Source organism: Variovorax sp. OK605, assembly GCF_900115445.1.
GTDB lineage: Bacteria > Pseudomonadota > Gammaproteobacteria > Burkholderiales > Burkholderiaceae_C > Variovorax.
In genome coordinates, this window is record NZ_FOWL01000010.1 from 138,828 (window position 1) to 162,731 (window position 23,904).

The 23,904-nt window shown below is 70.1% G+C and carries 20 protein-coding genes; 13 read left to right on the forward strand and 7 right to left on the reverse strand.

The features are described 5' to 3' along the window. Nucleotides 1-3 precede the first annotated feature (3 nt). From BM013_RS25545 to BM013_RS25560, 4 genes are all read right to left on the reverse strand, one after another. Nucleotides 4-1,116 carry a CaiB/BaiF CoA transferase family protein gene (locus tag BM013_RS25545; protein WP_093130463.1) on the reverse strand — a complete coding sequence of 371 codons (1,113 nt, stop codon included), beginning with the start codon at nucleotides 1,114-1,116 and terminating at the stop codon, nucleotides 4-6. A gap of 122 nt (nucleotides 1,117-1,238) precedes the next feature. Then, a complete protein-coding gene (locus BM013_RS25550; protein WP_093130464.1) occupies nucleotides 1,239-2,366 on the reverse strand; it encodes an acyl-CoA dehydrogenase family protein in 1,128 nt (375 codons plus the stop codon). A gap of 10 nt (nucleotides 2,367-2,376) precedes the next feature. Further along, nucleotides 2,377-3,573, reverse strand: coding sequence for an acyl-CoA dehydrogenase family protein (locus BM013_RS25555; protein WP_093130465.1), 1,197 nt, complete (start codon nucleotides 3,571-3,573; stop codon nucleotides 2,377-2,379). A 146-nt stretch (nucleotides 3,574-3,719) separates the two neighbouring features. After that, nucleotides 3,720-4,589 carry a UDP-2,3-diacylglucosamine diphosphatase gene (locus BM013_RS25560; protein WP_093130466.1) on the reverse strand — a complete coding sequence of 290 codons (870 nt, stop codon included), beginning with the start codon at nucleotides 4,587-4,589 and terminating at the stop codon, nucleotides 3,720-3,722. A 94-nt stretch (nucleotides 4,590-4,683) separates the two neighbouring features. Between BM013_RS25560 and BM013_RS25565 the strand changes: the two genes are divergently transcribed. Then, nucleotides 4,684-6,426 (forward strand): lysoplasmalogenase family protein, encoded by a 1,743-nt coding sequence (locus tag BM013_RS25565; protein WP_093130467.1) that lies wholly within the window; start codon nucleotides 4,684-4,686, stop codon nucleotides 6,424-6,426. A gap of 120 nt (nucleotides 6,427-6,546) precedes the next feature. Here the strand turns inward: BM013_RS25565 and dmeF are convergent, their stop codons facing one another. Beyond that, entirely contained in the window at nucleotides 6,547-7,512 is a 966-nt protein-coding gene (gene dmeF, locus BM013_RS25570; RefSeq protein ID WP_093130468.1) for a CDF family Co(II)/Ni(II) efflux transporter DmeF, read from the reverse strand. Between the two features lie 12 nt (nucleotides 7,513-7,524). After that, the gene (ruvB, locus tag BM013_RS25575) at nucleotides 7,525-8,583 is read right to left on the reverse strand and encodes a Holliday junction branch migration DNA helicase RuvB (RefSeq protein ID WP_093130469.1); all 1,059 of its coding nucleotides are present in this window, start codon (nucleotides 8,581-8,583) and stop codon (nucleotides 7,525-7,527) included. A 99-nt stretch (nucleotides 8,584-8,682) separates the two neighbouring features. Here ruvB and BM013_RS25580 point away from each other — a divergent pair, with 99 nt between their 5' ends. The 12 genes from BM013_RS25580 to BM013_RS25635 all read left to right on the forward strand — a co-directional run bounded on the left by BM013_RS25580 (nucleotide 8,683) and on the right by BM013_RS25635 (nucleotide 22,421). After that, nucleotides 8,683-9,306, forward strand: a complete 624-nt coding sequence (locus tag BM013_RS25580; RefSeq protein ID WP_093130470.1) for a CDP-alcohol phosphatidyltransferase family protein — start codon at nucleotides 8,683-8,685, stop codon at nucleotides 9,304-9,306. 52 nt (nucleotides 9,307-9,358) lie between these two features. Continuing rightward, a complete protein-coding gene (locus BM013_RS25585; RefSeq protein WP_093130471.1) occupies nucleotides 9,359-11,137 on the forward strand; it encodes a bifunctional alpha/beta hydrolase/class I SAM-dependent methyltransferase in 1,779 nt (592 codons plus the stop codon). 31 nt (nucleotides 11,138-11,168) lie between these two features. Further along, on the forward strand, nucleotides 11,169-12,566 hold the full coding sequence (locus tag BM013_RS25590) for a phosphatase PAP2/dual specificity phosphatase family protein (RefSeq protein ID WP_093130472.1): 1,398 nt from the start codon (nucleotides 11,169-11,171) through the stop codon (nucleotides 12,564-12,566). Further along, nucleotides 12,559-13,014 (forward strand): hypothetical protein, encoded by a 456-nt coding sequence (locus BM013_RS25595; protein ID WP_093130473.1) that lies wholly within the window; start codon nucleotides 12,559-12,561, stop codon nucleotides 13,012-13,014. Before BM013_RS25590 ends, BM013_RS25595 begins: the two co-directional genes overlap by 8 nt. Further along, nucleotides 13,011-13,733: a lysophospholipid acyltransferase family protein gene (locus tag BM013_RS25600; RefSeq protein ID WP_371280850.1), complete on the forward strand. Its 723-nt coding sequence runs from the start codon at nucleotides 13,011-13,013 to the stop codon at nucleotides 13,731-13,733. Before BM013_RS25595 ends, BM013_RS25600 begins: the two co-directional genes overlap by 4 nt. Next, a complete protein-coding gene (locus tag BM013_RS25605) occupies nucleotides 13,730-14,686 on the forward strand; it encodes a phosphatidate cytidylyltransferase (protein ID WP_093130474.1) in 957 nt (318 codons plus the stop codon). The genes BM013_RS25600 and BM013_RS25605 overlap by 4 nt, the downstream gene beginning before the upstream one ends. After that, the gene (locus BM013_RS25610; RefSeq protein ID WP_093130608.1) at nucleotides 14,683-15,270 is read left to right on the forward strand and encodes a YdeI/OmpD-associated family protein; all 588 of its coding nucleotides are present in this window, start codon (nucleotides 14,683-14,685) and stop codon (nucleotides 15,268-15,270) included. The genes BM013_RS25605 and BM013_RS25610 overlap by 4 nt, the downstream gene beginning before the upstream one ends. A gap of 160 nt (nucleotides 15,271-15,430) precedes the next feature. Then, nucleotides 15,431-16,393, forward strand: a complete 963-nt coding sequence (locus BM013_RS25615) for a helix-turn-helix domain-containing protein (protein ID WP_143098335.1) — start codon at nucleotides 15,431-15,433, stop codon at nucleotides 16,391-16,393. A gap of 69 nt (nucleotides 16,394-16,462) precedes the next feature. Next, complete coding sequence (gene tynA / locus BM013_RS25620) at nucleotides 16,463-18,763, forward strand: primary-amine oxidase (RefSeq protein ID WP_093130476.1); 2,301 nt, start codon at nucleotides 16,463-16,465, stop codon at nucleotides 18,761-18,763. Next, complete coding sequence (locus BM013_RS25625) at nucleotides 18,760-20,106, forward strand: serine hydrolase domain-containing protein (RefSeq protein ID WP_218153685.1); 1,347 nt, start codon at nucleotides 18,760-18,762, stop codon at nucleotides 20,104-20,106. The genes tynA and BM013_RS25625 overlap by 4 nt, the downstream gene beginning before the upstream one ends. Before the next feature lie 87 nt (nucleotides 20,107-20,193). Beyond that, entirely contained in the window at nucleotides 20,194-21,777 is a 1,584-nt protein-coding gene (locus BM013_RS25630; protein ID WP_093130477.1) for an amidase, read from the forward strand. Beyond that, nucleotides 21,777-22,421, forward strand: coding sequence for an SCO family protein (locus BM013_RS25635; RefSeq protein ID WP_093130478.1), 645 nt, complete (start codon nucleotides 21,777-21,779; stop codon nucleotides 22,419-22,421). The genes BM013_RS25630 and BM013_RS25635 overlap by 1 nt, the downstream gene beginning before the upstream one ends. A 3-nt stretch (nucleotides 22,422-22,424) precedes the next feature. Here BM013_RS25635 and BM013_RS25640 read toward each other — a convergent pair whose 3' ends face one another. Continuing rightward, complete coding sequence (locus BM013_RS25640; RefSeq protein ID WP_218153686.1) at nucleotides 22,425-23,831, reverse strand: aldehyde dehydrogenase family protein; 1,407 nt, start codon at nucleotides 23,829-23,831, stop codon at nucleotides 22,425-22,427. Nucleotides 23,832-23,904 lie beyond the last annotated feature (73 nt).

The following is a 23,904-nucleotide window of genomic DNA, read 5'->3' on the forward strand; positions in this document are numbered from 1 at the left end:
GGATCACGGCGTGCACAGCGGCGCGATGGCCTCGGCCGCCACGCCCCAGCGGCGCAGCACCGTCGGGCCGTCGTCGCGCGCCGTGGCGGGCGGCACCACCGGCGCGGTGCGGCTGAAGCGCGGCGCGGGCGCGGGCTGCACCACGCCCCCCACGTCGGCGAAGGTGCCGCGCGCCACGTTGTGCGGGTGCCGCGGAGCCTCGTCCCAGTCGAGCACGGGCGCGAAGCAGGCGTCGCTGCCTTCGAGCAGCAGGCACCACTCGTCGCGCGTGCGGGTGCGGAACACGTCGGCCATGCGCAGCTTGAGCAGCGGCCAGCGGTCGGCGTCCATCTGCGCGTCGAAGGCGGTGTCGTCGGCGATGCCGCAGCGCTCGCGCATGAGCGCGTAGAACTGCGGCTCGATCGCGCCCACGGCCACGTACTTGCCGTCGGCGCAGGCGTAGGTGTCGTAGAAGTGCGCGCCGCCGTCGAGCATGTTCTCGCCGCGCTGGTTGCTCCACTGGCCGGCCGACTTGAAGCCGTACATCATGGCCGACAACAGCGCCGCGCCGTCGGTCATGGCGGCGTCCACCACCTGCCCCTGGCCCGACTGCCTGGCCTCGTGCAGCGCCGCGAGGATGCCGAAGGCCAGCAGCATCGCGCCGCCGCCGAAGTCGCCCACGTAGTTCAGCGGCGGCACCGGCGGCTCGCCCGCGCGGCCGATGGCGTGCAGCGCGCCGCTGATGGCGATGTAGTTGATGTCGTGGCCCGCCGCATGCGCCAGCGGCCCGTGCTGGCCCCAGCCCGTCATGCGGCCATAGACCAGCTTCGGGTTGCGCGCGTGGCAGGGCGCGGGGCCCAGGCCCAGGCGCTCCATCACGCCGGGGCGAAAGCCCTCGATCAGCACGTCGGCCCGCGCGATGGCGTCGAGCACCGGCTGCGCCGCGCCTGGCGCGCGCAGGTCGACCTGCAGCGTGCTGCGCCCGCGCGCCAGGATGTCGTGCGCGTCCGCCCGGGTGCCGGGGCGCGCGATGCGGACCACCTCGGCGCCCATGTCGGCGAACAGCATCGCGCAGAACGGCCCCGGGCCGATGCCCGCCATCTCGATGACCCGCAACCCCTGCAACGGACCTGCCATGTCTGTCTCCTTCGGCGCCGCGGCGCGCGCCTGTCGTGTGGCGGCATCTTGGCGCGCGGACGGCCGGGGTGCATCGTCGAAAGCGACGAATGCACGCGCGCCGGTGCCCGCGCGGGGCCGGCTCAGCCCGCGCGAAGCCGCGCCACGCGGCGCAGGTGCCACGACGGCGGGCCGAACTGGCCCTCGATGAGCGTGGCGCGGCGCACGTAATGGCCCACCGCCAGCTCCTCGGTCATGCCCATGCCGCCGTGCAGCTGCACCGCGCCCTGCCCCACGGCCCTGCAGGCCTTCGCGGCCGCCACCTTGGCGGACGAGACGGCGCGCGCGCGTTCGGCGGGCGGCGCGGTGCCGATGGCCTCGCCCACGCTGGCGGTGAGCGCGGCGGCCAGCTCCAGCGCCATGTGCATGTCGGCCAGCCGGTGCTGCAGCACCTGGAAGCTGGAGATCGGCACGCCGAACTGCTTGCGCTGGCGCACGTGGTCGAGCGTGTCGCGCATCAGGCGGCGCATGACGCCGACCGACTCGGCGCACACGGCCAGCGTGGCCTCGTCGAGCGCCTGCTCGATCTGCGGCAGCGCGCCGCCCTCCTCGCCGAGCAGGGCACTGGCGGGCAGGCGGACCTTGTCGAAGGCGATGTCGGCGGCACGGCCGCCGTCGCGCGTGGGGTAGGCGCGCAGGCGCACGCCGGGCGTGTCGGCGGGCACGACCAGCAAAGAGAGCCCGGCGGCGCTGCGCGCGCTCACGAGGAAACGGCTGGCCCATGGCGCGGCATGCACCAGCGCCTTTCGGCCGTCCAGGAGAAAGCCGTCACCTTCGCGCGCGAGCTCGGACTTCACGTCGGCGCGGTCGTGCCGGCTTTGCGGTTCGGCGTGCGCGAAGGCCAGCACGGCCTGGCCCGCGACGACCCGCGCCAGCAGCGCATCGGCCTGCGCGCCGGGGTGGCGCTGCAGCAGGCCCGCGCCGATCACCATGGTCGACAGGTAGGGCTCGGCCGCGAGCGCGCCGCCCAGCGTTTCCATCAGGGCCAGGTGCGCCGGCATGCCGCCGCCGAGGCCGCCCTGGGCTTCAGGCAGCGCCGCGCCCAGCAGGTCGAGTTCGCGCGCCAGCCCTTGCCAGAACGGCGGCGGCGCGTCGCCGGCATGGCGCAGCGCATGCAGCCGCTGCTCGAAGCCGTGCCGGTCGTCGAGGTAGCGCGCGAGGCTGTCGCGCAGCATCGAGAGGGTGTCGTCCTGTTCGGTGAGAGTGGGCATGGGAGGCACCTCAGTTCGCCAGCAGGTGCGCCGCGACGATGTTGCGCTGCACCTCGTTGGAGCCCGCGTAGATCGACGCGGCACGGTCGTTGAGGTAGGCCGACATCGAGAACACGGCCTCTTCGGGAATGGGCAGCTCGCCCTGCAGCCCGTCGTCCAGCGGCAGGTCGACCGCGGCATGGTGCGCGGCGATTTCCACGCCGAGCTCGGTCAGCCGCTGGCGCAGCTCGGAGCCCAGCACCTTGCCCATGGAGGGCCGGATGCCCGGCGGCTCGCCACGTGCCTGTGCGCGCAGCGACTGCAGCTCGGTGGCCTCGAGCGCGTCGATGGCGCATTCGGCGTCGGCGAGGCGCAGGGCCATGTCGTCGGCCTCGTGGGCATCGGACGATGCTGCGGCAAAGGCCGCGTCGGCCGCCGACTGCAGCCGGCGCAGGCGCGCGCGCAGCATCGGCGCCCAGGCACCGCCGCGCTCGTGCTGCAGCAGGTACTTGGCGATGGTCCAGCCCTGGTTCTCCTCGCCGATGAGCCCGTCGGCGGGCACGCGCACGTCGTCGAAGAACACCTGGTTGAGCTCGTGGTCGCCCGAGATGCTGATGATCGGGCGGATCGTGATGCCCGGCGCCGGCAGGTCGAAGCAAAGAAAGCTGATGCCCTGCTGCGGCTTGCCGCCCGAGGCGGTGCGCACCAGGCAGAACATCCTGTTGGCGTACTGCGCGTGGGTGGTCCAGATCTTGGTGCCGTTGAGCACGTAGTGGTCACCGTCGCGCACCGCCTTGCACTGCAGCGACGCCAGGTCGGAGCCCGACTGCGGCTCCGAGTAGCCCTGGCACCAGTAGTCCTCGCCCGAGCGGATGCCGGGCAGCCAGGCGCGCTTCTGCGCCTCGGTGCCGAAGGCGATGATCACCGGCGCGACCATGCCGGGCCCCATGGGCGCGCGCTGCGGCGCGTCGGCCGCGGCCAGCTCGGCCGCGAAGAGGTAGTGCTGCATCGGCGTCCAGCCGGTGCCGCCGTGCGCGACCGGCCACTGCGGCACGCTCCAGCCGCGCCCGGCAAGGATGCGGTGCCAGCCGTTGCCCTCGGCGTAGTCGCTGAAAATGCCCGAGCAGCGCCGCCCCGCGGTGCGCAGTTGGGGCGTCAGCTCACGCGCCAGGAAGTCTCGAACCTCGTCTCGGAACGCGGTCTCCGCCGCCGTGAGTGCCCAGGCCATGGTGTTGTCTCGCTTCGGGAATACCGCGCGAGTGTGACGCCGGCCGGGCTGGCCGGCATCGTCGGATCGGACGAAAGGGTCGCCGGAGCGACAGCGCCCTGGCGTCAGCCGTCAGCCGTCAGCCGTCAGCCGTCAGCAGTCAGCAGTCAGGCCGCCACGGTCTCGCGCGGCGCCGCGGCCTTGGCCGAAACCGGCATGTGCTGCGCCCAGTCGATGATCTCCAGCGTGCCGTCGGCATGCTCGGCCAGCGCGGTGAGGCTTTCCACCCAGTCGCCGTCGTTGCAGTACAGGATGCCGTCGATGTCGCGCATCTCGGCATGGTGGATGTGGCCGCACACCACGCCCTGCGCGCCGCGGTTGCGGGCCTCGCGGGCCACGGCCGCCTCGAAGTCGCCCACGTAGCTCACGGCGCGCTTGACCTTGCCCTTGAGGTACTTGGACAGCGACCAGTACGGCAGCCCCATGCGCGCGCGCAGCGAGTTGAGGTGGCGGTTGAGCTTGAGCGTGAACTCGTAGAGCGAGTCGCCCACGTAGGCCAGCCACTTGGCGCACTGGATCACGCCGTCGAACAGGTCGCCGTGGATGATCCAGAGCTTGCGCCCGTCGGCCGTCTCGTGGATCCACTCTTCGGCCACGTCGATGCCGCCGAAGTTGTGGTGCAGGTACTTGCGGGCGAACTCGTCGTGGTTGCCCGGAATGAAGATCACGCGCGTGCCCTTGCGCGCCTTGCGCAGCAGCTTCTGGATCACGTCGTTGTGCGCCTGCGGCCAGTACCAGTGGCGCTTGAGCTGCCAGCCGTCGATGATGTCGCCGACCAGGAACAGCGTCTCGCACTCGGTGTTCTTCAGGAAGTCGAGCAGCGCCCGCGCCTGGCAACCGGGCGTGCCCAGGTGCAGGTCGGAGATCCAGAGCGTGCGGAACCGCAGGGGCTCGCGCACGTGGTCTTCGTCGTCCGGCTCCAGGGCCCGGGTCGCGGTGTCGCGCCATGCGCGAAGGAAAGCGTCGTCGCGTTGCATGGACGGGTAGGCTCCCACTGCCCGATGACGGCGCGATGGCACACCCGTGACATCCCGGTGACGCGTGGCCGCCCGGCAACGACACAATCCCGCGATGCGCCCTGGCCAGATCATCGTTCTCGCGACCCCCGTCTTCCTTCTTCTCATCGCCCTCGAGTTCGCGGTCGGCCGCGTGCGCGCCAAGCGCGGCACCGGGCAGGACACCTACCGCCTGGCCGACGCCGTGAACAGCATCGGGCTGGGCATGCTGAGCCAGATCAGCGCGGTGCTCACGGGGCTGCTGCGCATCGGCATCTACACGGCCGTGTACTCGGCGGCGGCGCTGTTTCCGCAGGAGGCCGCGCGCGACTTCTGGAGCGCCTGGTACGGCTGGCTGCTGGCGCTGGTGTTCTACGACCTTTGCTACTACTGGCTGCACCGCATGGGCCACGAGTCGGCCGTGCTGTGGGCGGCGCACGTGGTGCACCACCAGAGCCAGCACTACAACCTGTCGACCGCGCTGCGCCAGACCTCCAGCGGCGCGCTGCTGGGCTGGGTGTTCTACCTGCCGATGGCGGTGGCGGGCGTGCCGCCGCTGGTGTTCGGCGTGGTGGCGCTCGTCGACCTGCTCTACCAGTTCTGGGTGCACACCGAGCAGGTGGGCAAGCTGGGATGGTTCGACCGCTGGTTCTGCTCGCCGTCGAACCACCGCGTGCACCACGCGGTGAACGACCGTTACCTGGACCGCAACTACGGCGGCATCCTGATCGTGTGGGACCGCCTGTTCGGCACCTTCCGCGAGGAAGACGAGCGCTGCGTGTACGGCACGCGCGGCGAGCTGCGCAGCTGGGACCCGCTGTGGGCCAACGCCGAGGTGTACTGGGGGCTGGCCAGGGATTCATGGCATGCGCGCAGCTGGGCAGACAAGCTGCGCGTGTGGTTCAAGCCGCCGGGCTGGCGGCCGGCCGACGTGGCCGAGCGTTTTCCCAAGACGATGTTCGACATTTCGAAGGTGACGCGCTACGAGCCGGAAGTGGGCCGGGGCGTGCAGTGGTTCGCCGGGCTGCAGTTCGTGGTGCTGTTGGGCCTCGTCGCAGTTTTTCTGTGGTTCTCCGACACGGTCCCGTTGCCGCAGGCGGCCGTGTGGCTCGCCGCGCTGACGGCGGGGCTGTGGGCCGTGGGCGGGGTGCTGCAGGGGCGGCTGACGGTGACCGAGGTGTTGCTGATGGAGGCCTCGGCGCTGGCCACGGCGAGCGCGGCGCTGGGCCTCGAAGGACTGCATCACGTCTGCAAGCCGCTGGCCTTGGGCATCGCGATCTTTCTGGTCGCTCGGCGGGCGATGGTGCGCGGCGCGGTGACGGCCTTCGACGGGATGCTGCTCGCGGGGCTGGTGGCATCGCTCGCGGGCGACGTGCTGCTGATGGGGTCGGCCAGGCTGTTCGTGCCGGGGCTGGTGTGCTTTCTGCTGGCGCACCTGGCGTACATCGCGCTGTTTCGCATCGGCGTCGGGCTGTTTCCGCGGCGCGGGGTGCTGGCGGTGACGCTGCTGATCGGCGCGGGGATGTATGCGTTTCTCTGGCAGGGCGGGTTGCCCGTGGCGCTGCGGGTGCCGGTCGGGGTCTACGTGGTGGTGATTGCATGCATGGCGGCACAGGCCATCGGTCGCGCGGCCGTGCTGCGGCGCCGGGACCCGGCCGCGCCGTGGGTGGCGGTGGGCGCCTGCTTCTTCATGCTGAGCGATTCGCTGCTGGCGACGAACCGGTTCGTGACGCCGCTGCCGCTGGCGTCGCTGTGGGTGCTGGGGACGTACTACGCGGCGCAGATATTGATCGTGCGGCACGCGCGCCAAGCGGCCTGAATGGGTGTTGCGCTCTCCCCTCCCGGGGGAGGGCGGGGGTGGGGGCACCCGGCGTCTGCATCGGGCGCTCTGCGTGCCCCCTCCCGACCTCCCCCCGGAAGGGGGAGGAGCAAGACCGGATCAATCCACGCAGCGCTGGATTTCCACCGTCGAGTGGCGGATCTCCTCGTGCATCGAGAAGCAGGCGCGCACCTCGTCGGCCGTGAGCGTGAGCGAGTGCGTCACCACCGTCAGCGCGCAGGCATACGCATCGCGCCCCACGCGCCACACGTGCAGGTCGGCCACGCGGGTTTCCGATGCGGCCAGCATGGTCTCGACGCCTTCGCGGATTTCTTCCGTCACCGGGTGGTCCATCTCGCGGTCGAGCAGCACCTTGCCGGTTTCCTTCAGCAGCCCCTTGGCCCACATGGCCACCAGCACCGCGCCGACGATGCCCATCGCCGGGTCGAGCCAGGCCCAGCCGTAGAACCAGCCACCCAGCAGCGCGGCGATGGCCAGCACCGAGGTGGCGGCGTCGGCCACGACGTGGATGTAGGCCGAGCGCAGGTTCAGGTCGTGGCCGTGGTCGTCATGCGCGTGGCCGTGATCGTGGCCGTGCCCATGGTCATGCCCATGGTCGTGTCCGTGGTCATGCGCCCCGCCCAGCAGCCGCGCGCAGACCAGGTTGACCACCAGCCCCAGCACCGCCACCGAAATCGCCTCGGGGTAGTGGATGGCCGAGGGCGACCACAGCCGCTCGAGCGAACCCACCACCATCAGCGCCGCGATGCCCAGCAGCACCAGCGCGCTGGCAAAGCCGGCCAGCACCTCGATCTTCCAGGTGCCGAAGGCGAAGCGCGGGTCGCGCGCATAGCGCCGGGCGGCCGCGTAGGCGAAGGCGCTCAGGCCGATGGCCAGTGCGTGCGAGCTCATGTGCCAGCCGTCGGCCAGCAGCGCCATCGAGTTGAACCACCAGCCCGCGCCGATTTCCACCACCATCATCACGGCGGTGATCCACATCACGAGGCGGGTGCTGCGCTCGGCGGAGCTGTTGTCGCCGCCGAAGTGGTGGTCGTGCTTCCAGGCACTCAGGTCATGGGTGTGCATGGGGAGTCAGGCTCAAAAAAGATCGGGGCCTTCGGCGCGGCCCGAAGGCGGTACCACGCCCAGGTGGCGGTAGGCGGCGAGCGTGGCGATGCGCCCGCGCGGCGTGCGTTGCAGGTAGCCCTGCTGAATGAGGTAGGGCTCGATCACGTCCTCGATGGTGTCGCGCTCCTCGCCGATGCTGGCCGCCACGTTGTCCAGCCCCACGGGGCCGCCGTCGAAGCGGTGGATCACGGCCTCGAGCAGCTTGCGGTCCATCAGGTCGAAGCCCTGCGGGTCGACATCGAGCATGGCCAGCGCCTTGTGCGCGATGTCTTCCGTGATGCGGCCGTTGCCCTTCACCTCGGCGTAGTCGCGCACGCGGCGCAGCAGGCGGTTGGCGATGCGGGGCGTGCCGCGCGAGCGGCGGGCGATCTCGAAGCCGCCGGCCGGGTCGGTCTCGACCTTGAGCAGGCGGGCGCTGCGGGTCACGATGAGCGCGAGCTCGTCGGGCGTGTAGAACTCCAGCCGCGCGACGATGCCGAAGCGGTCGCGCAGCGGGTTGGTCAGCATGCCGGCGCGGGTGGTGGCGCCCACCAGCGTGAAGGGCTGCAGGTCGAGCTTGATGCTGCGCGCCGCGGGGCCCTCGCCGATCATGATGTCGATCTGGTAGTCCTCCAGCGCGGGGTACAGGATTTCCTCGACGACCGGGCTCAGCCGGTGGATCTCGTCGATGAAGAGCACGTCGTTGGGCTCGAGGTTGGTCAGCAGCGCCGCCAGGTCCTTCGGCTTCTCGAGCACCGGGCCCGAGGTCTGGCGCAGGTTCACGCCGAGCTCGGCCGCGATGATGTGCGACAGCGTGGTCTTGCCCAGGCCGGGCGGCCCGAAAAGCAGCACGTGGTCGAGGGCTTCCTTGCGCTTGCGCGCGGCGCCGATGAAGATCTCGAGCTGCTCGCGCACCTTGGCCTGGCCGACGTACTCGTCGAGCAGCTTGGGGCGCAAGGCACGCTCGATCGCCTCTTCGTTGGGCGAGGCGGGGGCGGCGGACACCACGCGTTGGGGGGCGGGCGCGAAGTCGTCGGTCTGGATGGTCATTGCGAGGGGGTTCTTCGAAGGCGAGTTTAGTGCCTGCCACACTGGCAGAATGCTCCGGCCGTGTATCCGGCCATATAACAAACGAGGGGAAGCCAGCACGTGTCGATCTACGAACTGAAGCCGCGTTTCCAGGCCCTGCTGCGGCCGCTGGTGGTCCGACTGCATGCGATGGGCGTCACCGCCAACCAGGTGACGCTGGCGGCATGCGTCGTCTCGGTCGCCCTCGGGCTGTGGCTCTTCTTCTCGGCGCCCTCCCTTGCAGCCTTCGCGCTCATCCCGCTGTGGATGTTCCTGCGCATGGCCTTCAACGCCATCGACGGCATGCTGGCGCGCGAACACCACCAGCAAAGCAAGCTGGGCGCCTTCCTCAACGAACTGACCGACGTGGTCTCCGACGCCGCGCTGTACCTGCCCTTTGCGCTGGTGGCGCCGTTCAGCGGCTTCTGGGTCGGCACGGTGATCGTGCTGGCCGGCCTGAGCGAATTCGCCGGCGCGCTGGGCCCCACGGTGGGCGCCTCGCGCCGCTACGACGGCCCGCTGGGCAAGAGCGACCGGGCCTTCGTGTTCGGCGCGCTCGGCCTGTACGTCGCACTCGGCGGCCCGCTGCCGGGCTGGACGGGCTGGCTGATGCCGCTGCTCGCGGCGCTGGTGGCCTGGACCACGGTCAACCGCATCCGCCGCGCGCTGGCGGAAGCCGGGGCCGTGCCGGCGGCACCAGGCTGAGCGCGGCGGCACCGCAAGACAAATCGACCAATAAAAAACTCACAGGGATTCAATGACAGACACAACCAACATGGCGCCTTCGCGCGTTCCCGAAGAACGCCAGTTCCAGACCCACGACGGCGAATCGCTGTTCTACCGCCGCTGGCCCGCCACGGGCGCCGCGCGGCGCGGCGCCATCGTGCTGTTCCACCGCGGCCACGAGCACGGCGCGCGCATGGCGCACCTGGTCGACGAGCTGAACCTGCCCGATTTCGACTTCTACGCCTGGGACGCGCGCGGCCACGGCCGCTCGCCGGGCCAGCGCGGCTACAGCCCCAGCTTCGGCACCTCGGTGCGCGACGTGCAGACCTTCGTGCAGCACATCGGCAGCGCGCACGGCGTGCCCGAGCAGGACATCCACGTGGTCGCGCAGAGCGTGGGCGCGGTGCTGATCGCCACCTGGGCGCACGACTACGCCCCCAAGGTGCGCGGCCTCACCCTCGCCTCGCCGGCCTTCAAGGTGAAGCTGTACGTGCCGTTCGCGCGCGCCGGCCTGGGCCTGATGCACAAGCTGCGCGGCCTGTTCTTCGTGAACAGCTACGTGAAGGCGAAGTTCCTCACGCACGACCCCGCGCGCATCGCCAGCTACGAGAGCGACCCGCTCATTTCGCGGCCCATCGCGGTCAACATCCTGCTGGGCCTGTACGAGGCCGCCGACCGCGTGGTGGCCGATGCCAACGCGATCACGCTGCCGGTGCAGCTGCTGATTTCCGGCGCCGACTGGGTGGTGCACCACAAGCCGCAGCACCAGTTCTTCGAGCGCCTCGGCAGCGCGGTGAAGACCAAGACCGAGCTGCCGGGCTTCTTCCACGACACGCTGGGCGAGAAAGACCGCGCGCCCGCCGTGGCGCAGATCCGCGAGTTCATCCTTCAGCGCTTCGACGAGCCGGCCGTGCCGGTCGACCGCCGCGAGGCGCACCTGAGCGGCGACACGGCCGACGAGTCGCGCGCGCTGGCCGAGCCGCTGTCGCCGCTGTCGCCGCGCGGCGCCTACTGGGCCATGACCCGCGCCAGCCTGCGCCTGGGCGGCACGATGTCCGACGGCATCAAGCTGGGCCATGAGACCGGCTTCGACTCCGGCAGCACGCTCGACTACGTGTACCGCAACCAGCCGAAGGGCAGCTCGGCCCTTGGCCGCTCCATCGACAACACCTACCTGAACTCGATCGGCTGGCGCGGCATCCGCCAGCGCAAGATCCACGTCGAGGAGCTGCTGCGCATCGCCATGGAGCGCCTGGCCGAAATGCACCGCGAGGTGCGCGTGATGGACATCGCCGCCGGCCACGGCCGCTACGTGCTCGACGCGGTGCAGGCCAGCCCGGTGAAGGCCGCCTCGATCCTGCTGCGCGACTACAGCGACATCAACGTGCGCGACGGCCGCGCGCTCATCGCCGAGAAGGGCCTGGAAGACGTCGCGCAGTTCGTGCAGGCCGACGCCTTCGACCGCATGAGCCTGGCGAGCGTCACGCCGCGGCCCACGCTGGCCGTGGTGTCGGGGCTGTACGAGCTGTTCCCCGACAACGAGATGGTGCGCCGCTCGCTCGCGGGCGTGGGCGACGCGGTGGAAGACCGGGGCTACCTGGTCTACACCGGCCAGCCGTGGCATCCGCAGCTGGAGATGATCGCGCGCGCCCTCACCAGCCACCGCCAGGGCGAAGCCTGGGTGATGCGCCGCCGCACCCAGTACGAGATGGACCAGCTGGTGGAAGAAGCGGGCTTCCGCAAGATCGACCAGCGGGTCGACGAGTGGGGCATCTTCACGGTGTCGCTGGCGGTGCGCACCGAGCGATGAGCGCAGCGGCGCGCGGCACCGAGGCCTTGCAATGACCGCCTGGCTGGCACAGCGGCCCTGGAAGCGCGCCGCCGCCTGGCTGGTATTTTTGGGGCCGTTGTTCTACGCGACCTACGGGTTCGCCAACTGGTGGGCCACCACGCGCGCCAGCGTGCCGTCGATGGCCTTCGCGTGGGAGCGCCATGTGCCGTTCTGGCCCTGGACGATCTTTCCGTACTGGACCATCAACGTCTTCTACGCGCTGTCGCTGTTCCTCGCGCGCAGCAAGCACACGCTCGACCGGCACGCGCTGCGGCTGGTCACGGCCACGCTCGTCGCCTGCACCTGCTTCATCCTGTGGCCGCTGCACTTCAGCTTCGGCCAACCGCCGGTGGACGGGGCGCCGGCCTTCCTGTTCAACGCGCTGCGCGGCTTCGACCAGCCGTTCAACCAGGCGCCTTCGCTGCACATTGCGCTGGCCGTGATCCTGTGGGACTGGTACCGGCAGTTCCTGCGGCCGCTGTGGGCGCGGCTGGTGCTGCATGTGTGGGCCTTCGCCATCTGCGCGTCGGTGCTCACGACGTGGCAGCACCACTTCATCGACATTCCGACCGGCGCGCTGCTGGGCATCTTCTGCGTGTGGCTGTGGCCGCTGGAGCGCGTGGTGTCGATGCCTCGCGCCTGGCAGCGCACGCGCGACGCGCAACGCTGGAAGCTGGGCGGCTTCTATGCGGCGGGCGCGGTGCTGTGCCTGGCCGCCGCGCTGTACGGCGGCGGCATCGCGCTGTGGCTGGCCTGGCCGGCCGCGTCGCTGGCGCTGGTGGCGCTCAACTACATCGGCTTCGGCGCGCGCGGCTTCCAGATGAACCGCCATGGCCGCATGGGCTGGGCGGCGCGCTGGCTGTTCGCGCCCTACCGGCTCGGCGCGGCCATCAATGCCTGGCTGTGGACGCGCAAGCTGCCGGCCTCGGTCGAGGTGGTGCCCGGCCTGCGGCTGGGCCGCCGCCCGACGCACGCCGAATGGCTGGCCGCCGGCCGGCCCCGGCTGGTGAGCCTGTGCGCCGAGCTGCAGCTGCCGGCCGGCGTGCCGCATGCGCGCTGCGTGCCGCTGCTGGACCTGACGGTGCCGCCCACCGTGCGGCTGCAGCGCGCGGCGGCAGTCATCGAAGGTCAGCGGCGCAACGCTGCAAGCGCCACGCACCGTGCAGAAGGCGCTACGCACCGTGCCGAAAGCGCTACCGTATGGGTCTGCTGCGCGCTCGGCTTCTCGCGCAGCGCGGCCGCGTCCATCGCCTGGCTGGGCCGCTACGGCGCGGCCGGCGGTGTGGCGCAGGCCGAGGCCGCCGTGCGCCGTGCCCGCCCGCAGATCGTGCTGCGCGGGGCATGGCTGGCGTCGCTGGAACCCCTGAAGCCGCTGTCGAAGCTGCCGGAGGTCCCACGCCATGACTGACAACGAACGCACCACCTGTACCGCGCTGGCCGGCCTGCTGCGCGCCGCCGCGCTGCTGGCCCTCTGGGGCTTCGCGCTCACCTGCATCGCCGCGCTGGTGCTCGCACTGACGCTGCGCTCGCTCTCCACCACGGCCACCATGGCGTTCGGCGCGGTGGTGGTGCTGGGGGCGCTGGAGCGCTACTTCGCGTTCCGCCTGCGCTTCGACGAGGCGCTGTTCGACGGCCTCGCGCGCAGCACCGTGACCTCGCTCGACGCGCTCGACAAGGCGCTCGCCTCGCTCGGGCTGCGCGATGCGCCACAGCACCAGCAACCGCACCAGCCGCCCACGCGCGCGCTGGAAGACCGCGTGCAGGGCACGCGCCAGCTCATGCAGCGCCACGCCATCGTGGTGGCCTGCCAGAGCGCCATGTTCCTCCTCGCCTTGATGACACAGGACCTCTCTTGACCGCAGAAGACAACAAGAACAACGACAAACCCGAAAGCACCGTGCTGCGGCGCGGGCTCGCCATCGTGGCGGGCAAGCTGATCATCGGCGCGGCCGGCCTGCTGACCGGCGTGCGCGCCATCTGGTCGGGCACCAGCCCCAAGGCCGAGCAGACGCTGTACTTCGCCAACCACACGAGCCACGGCGACTTCGTGCTGCTGTGGGCCACGCTGCCGCCCGACCTGCGCGCGCTCACGCGGCCCGTGGCCGGGCAGGACTACTGGGAAGCGTCGAAGCTGCGCAACTTCATCGGCCGCGACGTGTTCAACGCGCTGATGATCCGGCGCGACGGCTCGGGCCAGGGCGGCAACCCGGTCGACCAGATGAAGGAGGCGCTGGAAGGCGGCGACTCGCTCATCATGTTCCCCGAGGGCACGCGCAACACGGGCGACGACATCCTGCTGCCGCTGAAGAGCGGCCTGTTCCACCTGGCGCGCGCCTGCCCGCACGTGCGGCTGGTGCCGGTGTGGATCGAGAACCTCAAGCGCGTGCTGCCCAAGGGCGTGCTGGTGCCGATTCCGCTGGCCTGCACGGTGCGCTTCGGCACGCCGCTGGTACTGGCGCAGGGAGAAGACAAGGTGTCGTTCCTGGCCCGCGCGCGCACGGCGATGCTGGACATGCGGCCCGAGTACGACCGCATCGACACCAACGGGCAGAACAACGGTGGGAGCGCCGCATGATCGAACTCTCCCCCTTCGCCTGGACCACCTTCAAGCTCTTCGGCGGCGTCTTCGGCGTGCTGGTGCTGGCCTCGGCCATCGGCGCGGTGCTGAAGTGGCGCGTGGCGCACGGCCAGCCGCACTCGGTCATCGACAACCTCAACTCGCGCGTGAACGCGTGGTGGGTGATGGTGGCGGTCATCGGCATCGCCTTTGCCTTCGGCAAGGGCGGCGTGATCGTGCTGTTCTACCTGATCTCGTTCTACGCGCTGCGCGAGTTCATCAGCCTGGCCTACACGCGGCGCGGCGACCACGGCGCCATTGCGCTGGCCTTCTTCGTGGCGCTGCCGGGCCAGTACTTTTTGATCTGGATCGACTGGTACGGGCTGTACTCCATCTACATCCCGGTGTATGCCTTCCTGATCCTGCCCATCCTGGCGGCGGTGGGCGGCGACACGCAGCGCTTCCTGGAACGCACCTCCAAGATCCAGTGGGGGCTGATGGTGTGCGTGTTCTGCATCAGCCACGTGCCCGCGCTGCTCACGCTGCAGATTCCGGGCTTCGAGGGCCGCAACCTGCTGCTGATCGCGTTCCTGGTGATCGTGGTGCAGGGCAGCGACGTGTTGCAGTACGTGTGGGGCAAGCTGTTCGGCAAGCGCAAGGTGGCGCCCGAGCTGTCGCCCTCCAAGACCTGGGAAGGCCTGATCGGCGGCGTGGCGAGCGCCACCGCGCTGGGCGCGGCGCTGTACTGGGCCACGCCGTTCAACCCGTGGCAGGCGGCGCTGATGGCGCTCACCATCTGCCTCATGGGCTTCTTCGGCGGCCTCGTGATGTCGGCCATCAAGCGCGACCGCGGCGTGAAGGACTGGGGTTCGATGATCGAGGGCCACGGCGGCATGCTCGACCGGCTCGACTCGGTGATCTTCGCCGCGCCCATCTATTTCCACGCCCTGCGCTACTGGTGGGTGCCGTGAGCACCGGGCGCGTTCAGCACGACGCGCCGCTCGAATGCGCCGACGCCGCGGCCTGGACGCGCTGGCTGCGGCGCCACCATGAGAGCGCCGCCGGCATCTGGCTGCGCATCGCGAAGAAGGGCTCCGGCATTGCGTCGATCGACCATCCGCAGGCGCTCGAAGAGGCGCTGTGCCACGGCTGGATCGACGGCCAGCGCAAGAGCGACGACGCGCAGTACTTCCTGCAGCGCTTCACGCCGCGCACCCCGCGCAGCATGTGGTCGCAGATCAACCGCGACAAGGTGCGCAAGCTCATCGACGACGGCCGCATGCAGCCCGCCGGGCTGGCCGAGGTGGCGCGCGCGAAGGCCGACGGGCGCTGGGACGCGGCCTACGAAGGCGCCAGCGTGGCGACCGTGCCGCCCGACCTGCAGGCGGCGCTGGACGCCAACAGGAAGGCCGCGAAGTTTTTCGCCACGCTCGACGCGCGCAACCGCTATGCGGTGCTGTTCCGCACGCAGGGTGCGAAAAAACCGGAGACCCGGGCGCGCCGCATTGAAAAGTTCGTCGAGATGCTGGCGCGGGGCGAGAAGATCCACCCCTGAGGGCCATCGCCGCGCATCGGCCGGTGCCGTCTCGCGTTTTTCCGCCTCGCACCCGAGGGTAAGCAACATGTTCAAGCGAGGCCTGCTCCCCCACACTGCGTCGTGATTGGCACGGTTTCTGCTCGTCAGGTCGACGATGGCCGCCGCGCCACCGCGCACCATGACCGAGCTCCACTTCACCCGACAACTGACCACCGAGGCCCAGGCACAGGCTTCCAGCGTGGACGCCTGGGAGCAGCGCTACGAGCAGCTCTCCAACGGCCGCTTCGCCGGCCTCTCCGAGGACCTGCACCTCGACTACGTCCAGGTCTTCCACGAGCACGCGAACCAGACGGTGCTGCAGGCGGGCCACGGCCGGCCCGGCACCATCGCCTTTGCCGTGACCCAGGTCGAGCAGCCCGGCAGCTGGTATTGCGGGCATGACATCGGCGGACGCCGGCTGATCGCCCTCTCCCCGCAGCGCGAGTTCGAGCTGCTCGCGGGCGCCGGCATGGACCTGATGGCCGTGTGCATCGACGCCGCGCCGCTGTCGGAGCTGGCCGCCACGCTGTTCGGCCCCGGCTTCGAACTGCGCCTGCCCGAGCCGGTGCCGGTGCGCGAACCCGGCTTCGACGAGACCGAATTCACCCGCCTGCTGGGCGCGGCCCTGACGCTGGCGCGCGAGAACCTCACCCAGCTGGAGCAGCCCGCCGCGCGGCACATGCTGTCGCTCTCGCTGGCCGACGCCGTGCTGCACTGCATCGGCTCCGACGCCTTCGAGGCCGAGCTGCCCGCCAGCACGGTGGCGCGCCGGCACATCGTGGCCATGGCGCGCGAGTACATGCACGCGCACGCCGACGAAGCCATCAGCGTGCCCGACCTGTGCACCGCCACCGGCGTGTCGCGCCGTGCGCTGCAGTACGCCTTCGAGGACGTGGTGCACCTGAGCCCCGTCACCTACCTGCGCGTGATGCGCCTGAACCGCGTGCGCTGCGAGCTGCAGACGCGCGTGCGGGACACCATCGGCGACGTGGCCGCGCGCTGGGGCTTCTGGCACCTGTCGCGCTTTGCCAGCGACTACAGCCGCCTGTTCGGCGAACTCCCCTCGGCCACGCGCATGCGCTGGCTTGCCAAATCCGGATAACGCTCCACGGGGTTGCGACCTTAACTTCGCTGTTGTTCACCACAACAACATGCGAAGAAGGATGCAGCCATGCGCAGCAGCTACCACCGAACGCCCCGCAAGGCCACGCAACGTTTCCTTGCCACGGCGCTGGCACTGGCCCTGGGCGCCGCCGGCGCGCTGGGCGCAGGCAACGCTTTGGCCCATGGCGGCGCGGCCCACATGGTGCCGCTGAAGAAGACCGTTGAAGACTTCGGCGCCGCGGTGCGCTGGGACGGCTTCGGCGGCGTGTTCACCATCTCGCGCAACGGCACGCTGGTGCGCGTCAAGCCGGGCTCGAAGACCGCGCTGATCAACGGCCAGCCGCTGCAGCTCGACGTGCCGGTGGTCATGCGCAAGGGCGCGGCCTTCGTGTCGCACGACTTCATCAACCAGGTGTTCCAGTCCAACCTGGACAAGACCTTCGTGGTCGAGCGCGTGGCCAACCCGCTGAACCCGCTCACGGCCGCCGAGATCCGGGCCACGGTCGACGTGCTGAAGGCCTCCGGGCGCTACAAGCCCGGCCTGCGCTTCACCGAGATCAGCGTCAAGCGCCCGCCGAAGGACCAGGTGTGGGCCTTCGCGCTGGCCGGGCAAGCGGTGCAGGCGCCGCGCCAGGCCGAGTTTGTCGCGCTCGACGGCAAGAAGGTGATCGAGGGCACGGTCGACCTCGCGGCACGCAGCCTCACGGCCTGGAAACCGGTGGAAGGCGCGCACGGCATGGTGCTGCTGGACGACTTCGCCACGGTGCAGAGCGCCATCGAGGCCAGCGCCGACTACGCCAGGGCGCTGGCCGTGCGCGGCATCGCCGACGTGAAGAAGGTGGTGGCCACGCCGCTGACCGTGGGCTACTTCGACGGCAAGGACTCGCTGCGCCAGGAAGACCGCCTGCTGAAGGTGGTGAGCTACCTGGACGTGGGCGACGGCAACTACTGGGCGCACCCGATCGAGGGGCTGGTGGCGGTGGTCGACCTCGAGCAGAAGAAGATCATCAAGATCGAGGACGGCGGCCTGGTGCCGGTGCCGCTCAAGCCCACGCCCTACGACGGGCGCGACCGCGCGGGCACACCCGCGCCCAAGCCGCTGGACATCACCGAGCCCGAGGGCAAGAACTACACCATCGCCGGCAACACGCTGCACTGGCGCAACTGGGACTTCCATGTGCGGCTCGACTCGCGCGTGGGGCTGGTGCTGTCGACCGTCACGTACAACGACAAGGGCACGAAGCGCAAGGTGATGTACGAAGGCTCGCTGGGCGGCATGATCGTGCCCTACGGCGACCCCGACACAGGCTGGTACTTCAAGGCCTACCTCGACTCCGGCGAGTACGGCATGGGCACGCTGACCTCGCCCATCGAGCCGAACAAGGACGCGCCGCAGAACGCGGTGCTGCTGGACGCCACGCTGGCCGACTACACCGGCACGGCCACCCAGGTGCCGCGCGCCATCGCGGTGTTCGAGCGCTACGCCGACGCGGAATTCAAGCACCAGGAAATGGGCAAGCCCAACATCAGCGTGGAACGCCGCGAACTGGTGGTGCGCTGGATCAGCACGGTGGGAAATTACGACTACATGTTCGACTGGGTGTTCGCGGAGAACGGCACCATCGGCATCAACGCGGGCGCCACCGGCATCGAAGCGGTGAAGGGCGTGAAGTCGCGCACCATGCAGGACGCCACCGCCGCCGAGGACACGCGCTACGGCACGCTGCTGGACCACCACATCGTGGGCACCACGCACCAGCACATCTACAACTTCCGCCTCGACATGGACGTGGACGGCGAGGCCAACTCGCTCACCGAGGTCGACCCGGTGGTGCTGCCCAACACCCGCGGCGGCCCGCGCACCAGCACCATGCAGACGGTGCAGCGAACGGTGCAGAACGAGCAGCAGGCGGCGCAGAAGTTCGACCCCTCGACCATCCGGCTGCTGAGCAACCCGGCGAAGAACAACAAGGTCGGCAACCCGGTGTCGTACCAGCTCATTCCGTACGCGGGTGGCACGCACCCGATTGCCAAGGGCGCCAACTTCGCCAAGGACGAGTGGATCAACCACCGCCTGAGCTTCATGGACCGCCAGCTCTGGGTGACGCGCTACAACCCCGACGAGCAGTTCCCCGAAGGCAAGTACCCGAACCGCTCCGACAAGGACACGGGCCTGGGCCAGTTCACGGCCGACAACCAGGACATCGTGAACACCGACAACGTGGTGTGGCTCACCACCGGCACCACGCACGTGGCGCGCGCGGAGGAGTGGCCGATCATGCCCACCGAGTGGGTGCACGCGCTGCTCAAGCCCTGGAACTTCTTCGACGAGACGCCGACGCTGGGGCTGAACCGCCCCGCGAAATGACGGACCGCGACCGCACACCGAACAACGACACCGCACGCACCGACATGAACCCCCGCTCTACTTCACATCCGTCTTCGCGCCCCAAGCTCGCGCAACTCGCGCGCGCCACCACCGCGCTGGTCGCCACGCTCGGCATGGCCGCCGGCCTGCAGGCGCAAGCCCAGGCCCAACCCGCCGCGCCGCAGGACGAAGTCTTCGGCCGCTACGAAGACCTGATGACGCTGCCGCCCGAGCTGCAGGCCCCCACCTACCGCCACATGGACCGGCTGTACCCGACGCGCACCATCCAGCGCGGCACGCATGTGCACCCGCTGCCCGAGGGGAAGAAGATCGACGTGAGCTACCAGGTGGGCGATCAGCGCTACGGCATCGACGAGTTCATGGCACGCAACCGCACGGCCGGCCTGCTGGTGCTCAAGGACGGCAAGGTCGTGCTCGAGCGCTACGCCATGGGCAACGACGCGAAGACGAAATGGCTGTCGTTCTCCGTGGCCAAGTCGCTGTCTTCCACGCTGGTGGGCGCGGCGGTGAAGGACGGCTTCATCGCCAGCCTCGACGACTCGGTGGTCAAGTACGTGCCCGCGCTGCGCGGCTCGGCCTACGACGAGGTCACGGTGAAGCAGGTGCTGCAGATGAGCTCCGGCGTGGCCTGGAACGAGGACTACCTCGACCCCGCGTCCGACCGCCGCCAGATGCTGCGCGCGCAGCTCGCGCAGGAAAAAGGCGCGGTGCTGAAGTTCATGGCCCAGCTGCCGCGCGTGGCGCCGGCGGGCACCCGGTTCAACTACAGCACGGGCGAGACCTACCTGGTCGGCGAGATCCTGGCGGGTGCCATCAAGCAGCCGATCAGCGCGTACCTGTCGAAGAAGATCTGGGCGCCCTTCGGCATGGAGGCCGACGCCTACTGGCAGCTCGATTCGCCCAACGGCCAGGAGTTCACCGGCAGCGGCGTGAACGCCACGCTGCGCGACTTCGGGCGCTTCGGCCTGTTCGTGCTCGAAGGCGGCGTGGCCGGCGGCAAGCAGGTGCTGCCCGCGAACTGGATCGCCGACGCCACGCGCGCCGACCCGGCGCAGCGCCTCGCGCCCGGCACGCTCAAGGGCTTCGAGCCGATGGGCTACGGCTACCAGTGGTGGACCTTTCCGGTCGGCGAGAAGGCGCTGCCCAACCTCGACGGCGGGCTGTTCGCCGCGCTCGGCATCTTCGGCCAGCAGATCTACATCAACCCGAAGGAGAAGCTGGTGGTCGCGATCCACAGCACCTGGCCCAAGCCCATCCACGGGCCGAGCCTGGTCGAGACCGACGCGCTGCTCGGCGCGCTGACGGCCGCCCTTCGCAAGTAGGCGCGCAGCCGTCGCACAGCAAATGCACGGCAGGCGCACAGCAGGCGCATTCCGCAGATTCAAGAACAACACACAGACGGATTCGAGATGAATGACTTTGCAACCCCTTCGTTCACGCCGGGCGACAACAGCCGCCGCGGCTTCCTCAAGCTCGGCGCGGCCGTGCTCGCGGCGCCCGTTGCGCTGAACGCGACGGCGCAAACCGCCGGCGCCACCGCGCGCTCGCAACGCGAGATCACCGGCTGGAGTGCTGTTCAACTCTCGCAAGCGATCCGGTCGCGCAGCGTGTCCTGCGTGGAAGTGATGGGCGCGTACCTGGCGCAGATCGACCGGCTCAACCCGAAGGTCAACGCCATCGTGTCGCTGCAGGCGCGCGACGGTCTGCTGGCGCAGGCCGGCGAACGCGACACGCAATTGGCAACCGCCAGGGCGGCGGGCCGCAACGTCGGCTGGATGCACGGTTTTCCGCAGGCGCCGAAGGACCTGACGAACACCGCGGGCATTCCGACCACGCAGGGCTCGCCGATCTTCAGGAACCATGTGCCCAAGGCCGATTCGATCATCGTCGAGCGCGCGCGCAAGGCCGGCGCGGTGCTCATCGGCAAGACCAACGCGCCCGAGTTCGGCCTGGGCTCGCACACCTACAACAAGGTGTTCGGCACCACCGTCAACGCCTACGACACCACCCGCAGCGCGGGCGGCAGCAGCGGCGGCGCGGCGGTGGCCCTGGCGCTGGACATGCTGCCGGTGGCCGACGGCAGCGACTTCATGGGCTCGCTGCGCAACCCCGCGGGCTGGAACGACGTGTTCGGCTTTCGCCCTTCGGCGGGCCGCGTGCCCTACGGCCCGACCGGCGAGGTGTTCATCCAGCAGCTCGGCTACGAAGGCCCGATGGGCCGCAGCGTGGGCGACGTGGCGATGCTGCTGTCGACCCAGGCCGGCTACGACCCGCGCACGCCGCAGTCGCTGAAGGACGACCCGGCCGTGTTCGCGCAGCCGCTGGCCAGGGACATGAAGGGCGCACGCATCGGCTGGCTCGGCGACTACAACGGCTACCTGCCGATGGAGGCCGGCGTGATGGACACCTGCCAGCGCGCGCTGAAGCACTTCGAGACCATTGGCTGCACTGTCGAGGCGGTGCAGCCCGACTTCTCGATGGAACGGCTGTGGAAGACCTGGCTGGTGATGCGCGGCTTCATGGTGGCGGGCATTGCGGGCGGGCTGTACAACGACCCCAAGCTGCGCCCCCTGCTCAACGAGGCGGCGGTGTGGGAGATCGAGAACGGGTTGAAGCTCAATGCGGCCGATGTCTACAAGGCTTCGTCGGACCGCTCGGCCTGGTACCAGGCGCTGCAGGCGCTCTACCAGCGCTACGACTACCTGGTGCTGCCCACCGCGCAGGTGTTCCCGTTCGACGCCAGGCTCGACTGGCCGAAGACCGTGGCCGGCAAGCCGATGGACACCTACCACCGCTGGATGGAAGTGGTGATCGGCGGCACGCTGGCCGGCGTGCCGACGCTCGCGGTACCCGCGGGCTTCGGGCCCGGCGGCTTGCCGATGGGCCTGCAGGTGATGGGCCGGCCGCAGGCCGACCTGGCGGTGCTGCAGCTGGGGCATGCCTACGAGCAGGCCAGCGGCTACACGGCCAAGCGCAGCGCGCTGCTCGCTTGATGCCCATCGCCATCGCTCGCGCGCACCGCAGGGCCTTTCTCGGCGCGCTGCCGGGCCTCGCCGCGATGGGCGTGTGGCCTGGCGCTGCGTTCGCGCACGATGCGCATGCAGCACATGGCCAGCCTGTGAAGGATGCGGTGGTACCGATGAAGCAGCCCGAAGGCCCGGTCACGGACCGCGCACCGGTCGGTGCGATTCCGCTGCAGCTGGCCGACGGGCGCAAGGCGAACCTGCAGGCGCTGCTGCGCGGCCAGCTCACGGCCGTGCAGCTGATGTTCACCGGCTGCGGCACCACCTGCCTGCTTCAGGGCGCGCTGTTCGCGCAGGTGCAGGAACAGCTGCGTGCGCGCCAGGTGAATGCCCGTCTGCTGTCGATCAGCATCGACGCGCTCGGCGACGATGCCAAGGGGCTGGATGCGTGGCTGACCAAGTTCGGCGCGCAACGCGATGCATGGACAGCCGCGGTGCCCGAGCTTCGCGGCGTGGAGCGCATGCTCGCGGCGTTCCAGCTCGGCAGCGCGCAGGACGCGGTGCCGCACCTGAACCGCGTCTTCCTCTTCGACCGGCGCGGCGCGATGACCTGGGCGACCGCGGTGGACCCGCAGCCGGCCCAGGTCACCGAGTTGCTGTCACGCCGCGCCTGAACCTCAGGAGAAGATCACCTGGGCGTCGGTGTATTCCTTCAGCCCCTCTTCCGCGAACTCCACGCCGAGCCCCGAAGCCTTCACGCCGCCGAAGGGCGCGTTGGGCTGGATGGCGCCGTGCTTGTTGATCCACACCGAGCCGCATTCCATGCGGCTGGCCACGCGGCGTGCGTGCTCGATGTCGCTCGACCACACCGAGCCGCCCAGGCCGTTCTCGCTGTCGTTGGCCGCGCGAATGGCGTCGTCCACGTCCGAGTAGCGGATCACGGGCAGCGCGGGGCCGAACTGTTCCTCGTCGACCAGCGCGTCGCCGTTCTTCAGGCCCGCCACGATGGTCGCGGGGAAGAACAGGCCCTCGCCCGGCTCGCCACCGGTGAGCAGCTGGCCCTTCTTCTTCGCGTCGGCCACCAGCCGCGCGACCTTGTCGAACTGCATGCGGTTCTGCACCGGGCCGAGCACGTTCTTCTCGTCCATGCCGTCGCCCATGGGCACCTTCTTCGCGAAGGCCGCGAGGTGCTCGCACACGTCGTCGTGGATGCGCTCGTGCACGTACAGGCGCTTCATGGCCGCGCAGGTCTGGCCGTTGTTCAGGAAGGCGCCCCAGAAGAGGCCTTCGGCAATGGTCTTGGGGTCGGCGTCGGGCAGCACGATGCCGGCGTCGTTGCCGCCGAGTTCGAGCGTGAGCCGCTTCATGGTGCGCGCGGCCGACTGCATCACCTTCTGGCCGGTGGCGCAGGAGCCGGTGAACACGATCTTGCGGATGACGGGGTCGGCCGCCATGTCGGCACCGAGGTTCGAGGTGCGGTCGTCGCAGCTCACGCTGTTGACCACGCCCTCGGGCAGCACCTCGTTGAGCAGCTCCACGAAGCGCAGCGTGGCCAGCGGTGTGTACGGAGAAGGCTTGATGACCACCGTGTTGCCCGTGCGCAGCGCCGGCAGCACGTGCCACACGGCGATCATCACGGGGAAGTTCCACGGTGTGATCGAGCCGACCACGCCCACGGGCTTGCGGAAGATCTCGACGCGGCCCTGCGCGTTGTCCTGCAGCACGCGCGGCGGCAGCGACAGCGCCGCGGTGGCGCCGGCCCAGGCGGCGGCGCCGCCCATTTCCCAGCGCGAGCCCAGGCCGTTGAGCGGCTTGCCCTGCTCCAGCGTGAGCAGGCGGGCGAGTTCCTCGGCGTGCGCGCCGATCTTCTCGGTGACGGCCCGGCAGGCGGCGGCGAGTTCGTCATCGGGCTTCTGCGACCAGCTGGTGAAGGCCTTGCGGGCGGCGGCCACGGCGGCGTCGAGGTCGGCGCGAGAGCCGTTGGGCGCGGTGCCGACCACCTGGCCGTTGGCGGGGTTGCGCACCTCGAAGGAGGTCGCGCCCTGCACCGCGCGGCCGCCGATGGTCATTCTTGTCTCTTGCATTCTTTGTCCTCGTTGGGTTGATGCTGGAACGCACCGCCGCATGGCGGGCGCCGGCCCAATGTAGGAAAAGCAA

What these genes read in the sequence shown, in the direction of transcription:
- BM013_RS25545 (WP_093130463.1), bottom strand. Translation starts at nt 1,116, where the DNA reads ATGGCAGGTCCGTTGCAGGGGTTGCGGGTCATCGAGATGGCGGGCATC.
- BM013_RS25550 (WP_093130464.1), bottom strand. Translation starts at nt 2,366, where the DNA reads ATGCCCACTCTCACCGAACAGGACGACACCCTCTCGATGCTGCGCGAC.
- BM013_RS25555 (WP_093130465.1), bottom strand. Translation starts at nt 3,573, where the DNA reads ATGGCCTGGGCACTCACGGCGGCGGAGACCGCGTTCCGAGACGAGGTT.
- BM013_RS25560 (WP_093130466.1), bottom strand. Translation starts at nt 4,589, where the DNA reads ATGCAACGCGACGACGCTTTCCTTCGCGCATGGCGCGACACCGCGACC.
- BM013_RS25565 (WP_093130467.1), top strand. Translation starts at nt 4,684, where the DNA reads ATGCGCCCTGGCCAGATCATCGTTCTCGCGACCCCCGTCTTCCTTCTT.
- dmeF (WP_093130468.1), bottom strand. Translation starts at nt 7,512, where the DNA reads ATGCACACCCATGACCTGAGTGCCTGGAAGCACGACCACCACTTCGGC.
- ruvB (WP_093130469.1), bottom strand. Translation starts at nt 8,583, where the DNA reads ATGACCATCCAGACCGACGACTTCGCGCCCGCCCCCCAACGCGTGGTG.
- BM013_RS25585 (WP_093130471.1), top strand. Translation starts at nt 9,359, where the DNA reads ATGACAGACACAACCAACATGGCGCCTTCGCGCGTTCCCGAAGAACGC.
- BM013_RS25590 (WP_093130472.1), top strand. Translation starts at nt 11,169, where the DNA reads ATGACCGCCTGGCTGGCACAGCGGCCCTGGAAGCGCGCCGCCGCCTGG.
- BM013_RS25595 (WP_093130473.1), top strand. Translation starts at nt 12,559, where the DNA reads ATGACTGACAACGAACGCACCACCTGTACCGCGCTGGCCGGCCTGCTG.
- BM013_RS25605 (WP_093130474.1), top strand. Translation starts at nt 13,730, where the DNA reads ATGATCGAACTCTCCCCCTTCGCCTGGACCACCTTCAAGCTCTTCGGC.
- BM013_RS25615 (WP_143098335.1), top strand. Translation starts at nt 15,431, where the DNA reads ATGACCGAGCTCCACTTCACCCGACAACTGACCACCGAGGCCCAGGCA.
- tynA (WP_093130476.1), top strand. Translation starts at nt 16,463, where the DNA reads ATGCGCAGCAGCTACCACCGAACGCCCCGCAAGGCCACGCAACGTTTC.
- BM013_RS25625 (WP_218153685.1), top strand. Translation starts at nt 18,760, where the DNA reads ATGACGGACCGCGACCGCACACCGAACAACGACACCGCACGCACCGAC.
- BM013_RS25630 (WP_093130477.1), top strand. Translation starts at nt 20,194, where the DNA reads ATGAATGACTTTGCAACCCCTTCGTTCACGCCGGGCGACAACAGCCGC.
- BM013_RS25635 (WP_093130478.1), top strand. Translation starts at nt 21,777, where the DNA reads ATGCCCATCGCCATCGCTCGCGCGCACCGCAGGGCCTTTCTCGGCGCG.
- BM013_RS25640 (WP_218153686.1), bottom strand. Translation starts at nt 23,831, where the DNA reads ATGCAAGAGACAAGAATGACCATCGGCGGCCGCGCGGTGCAGGGCGCG.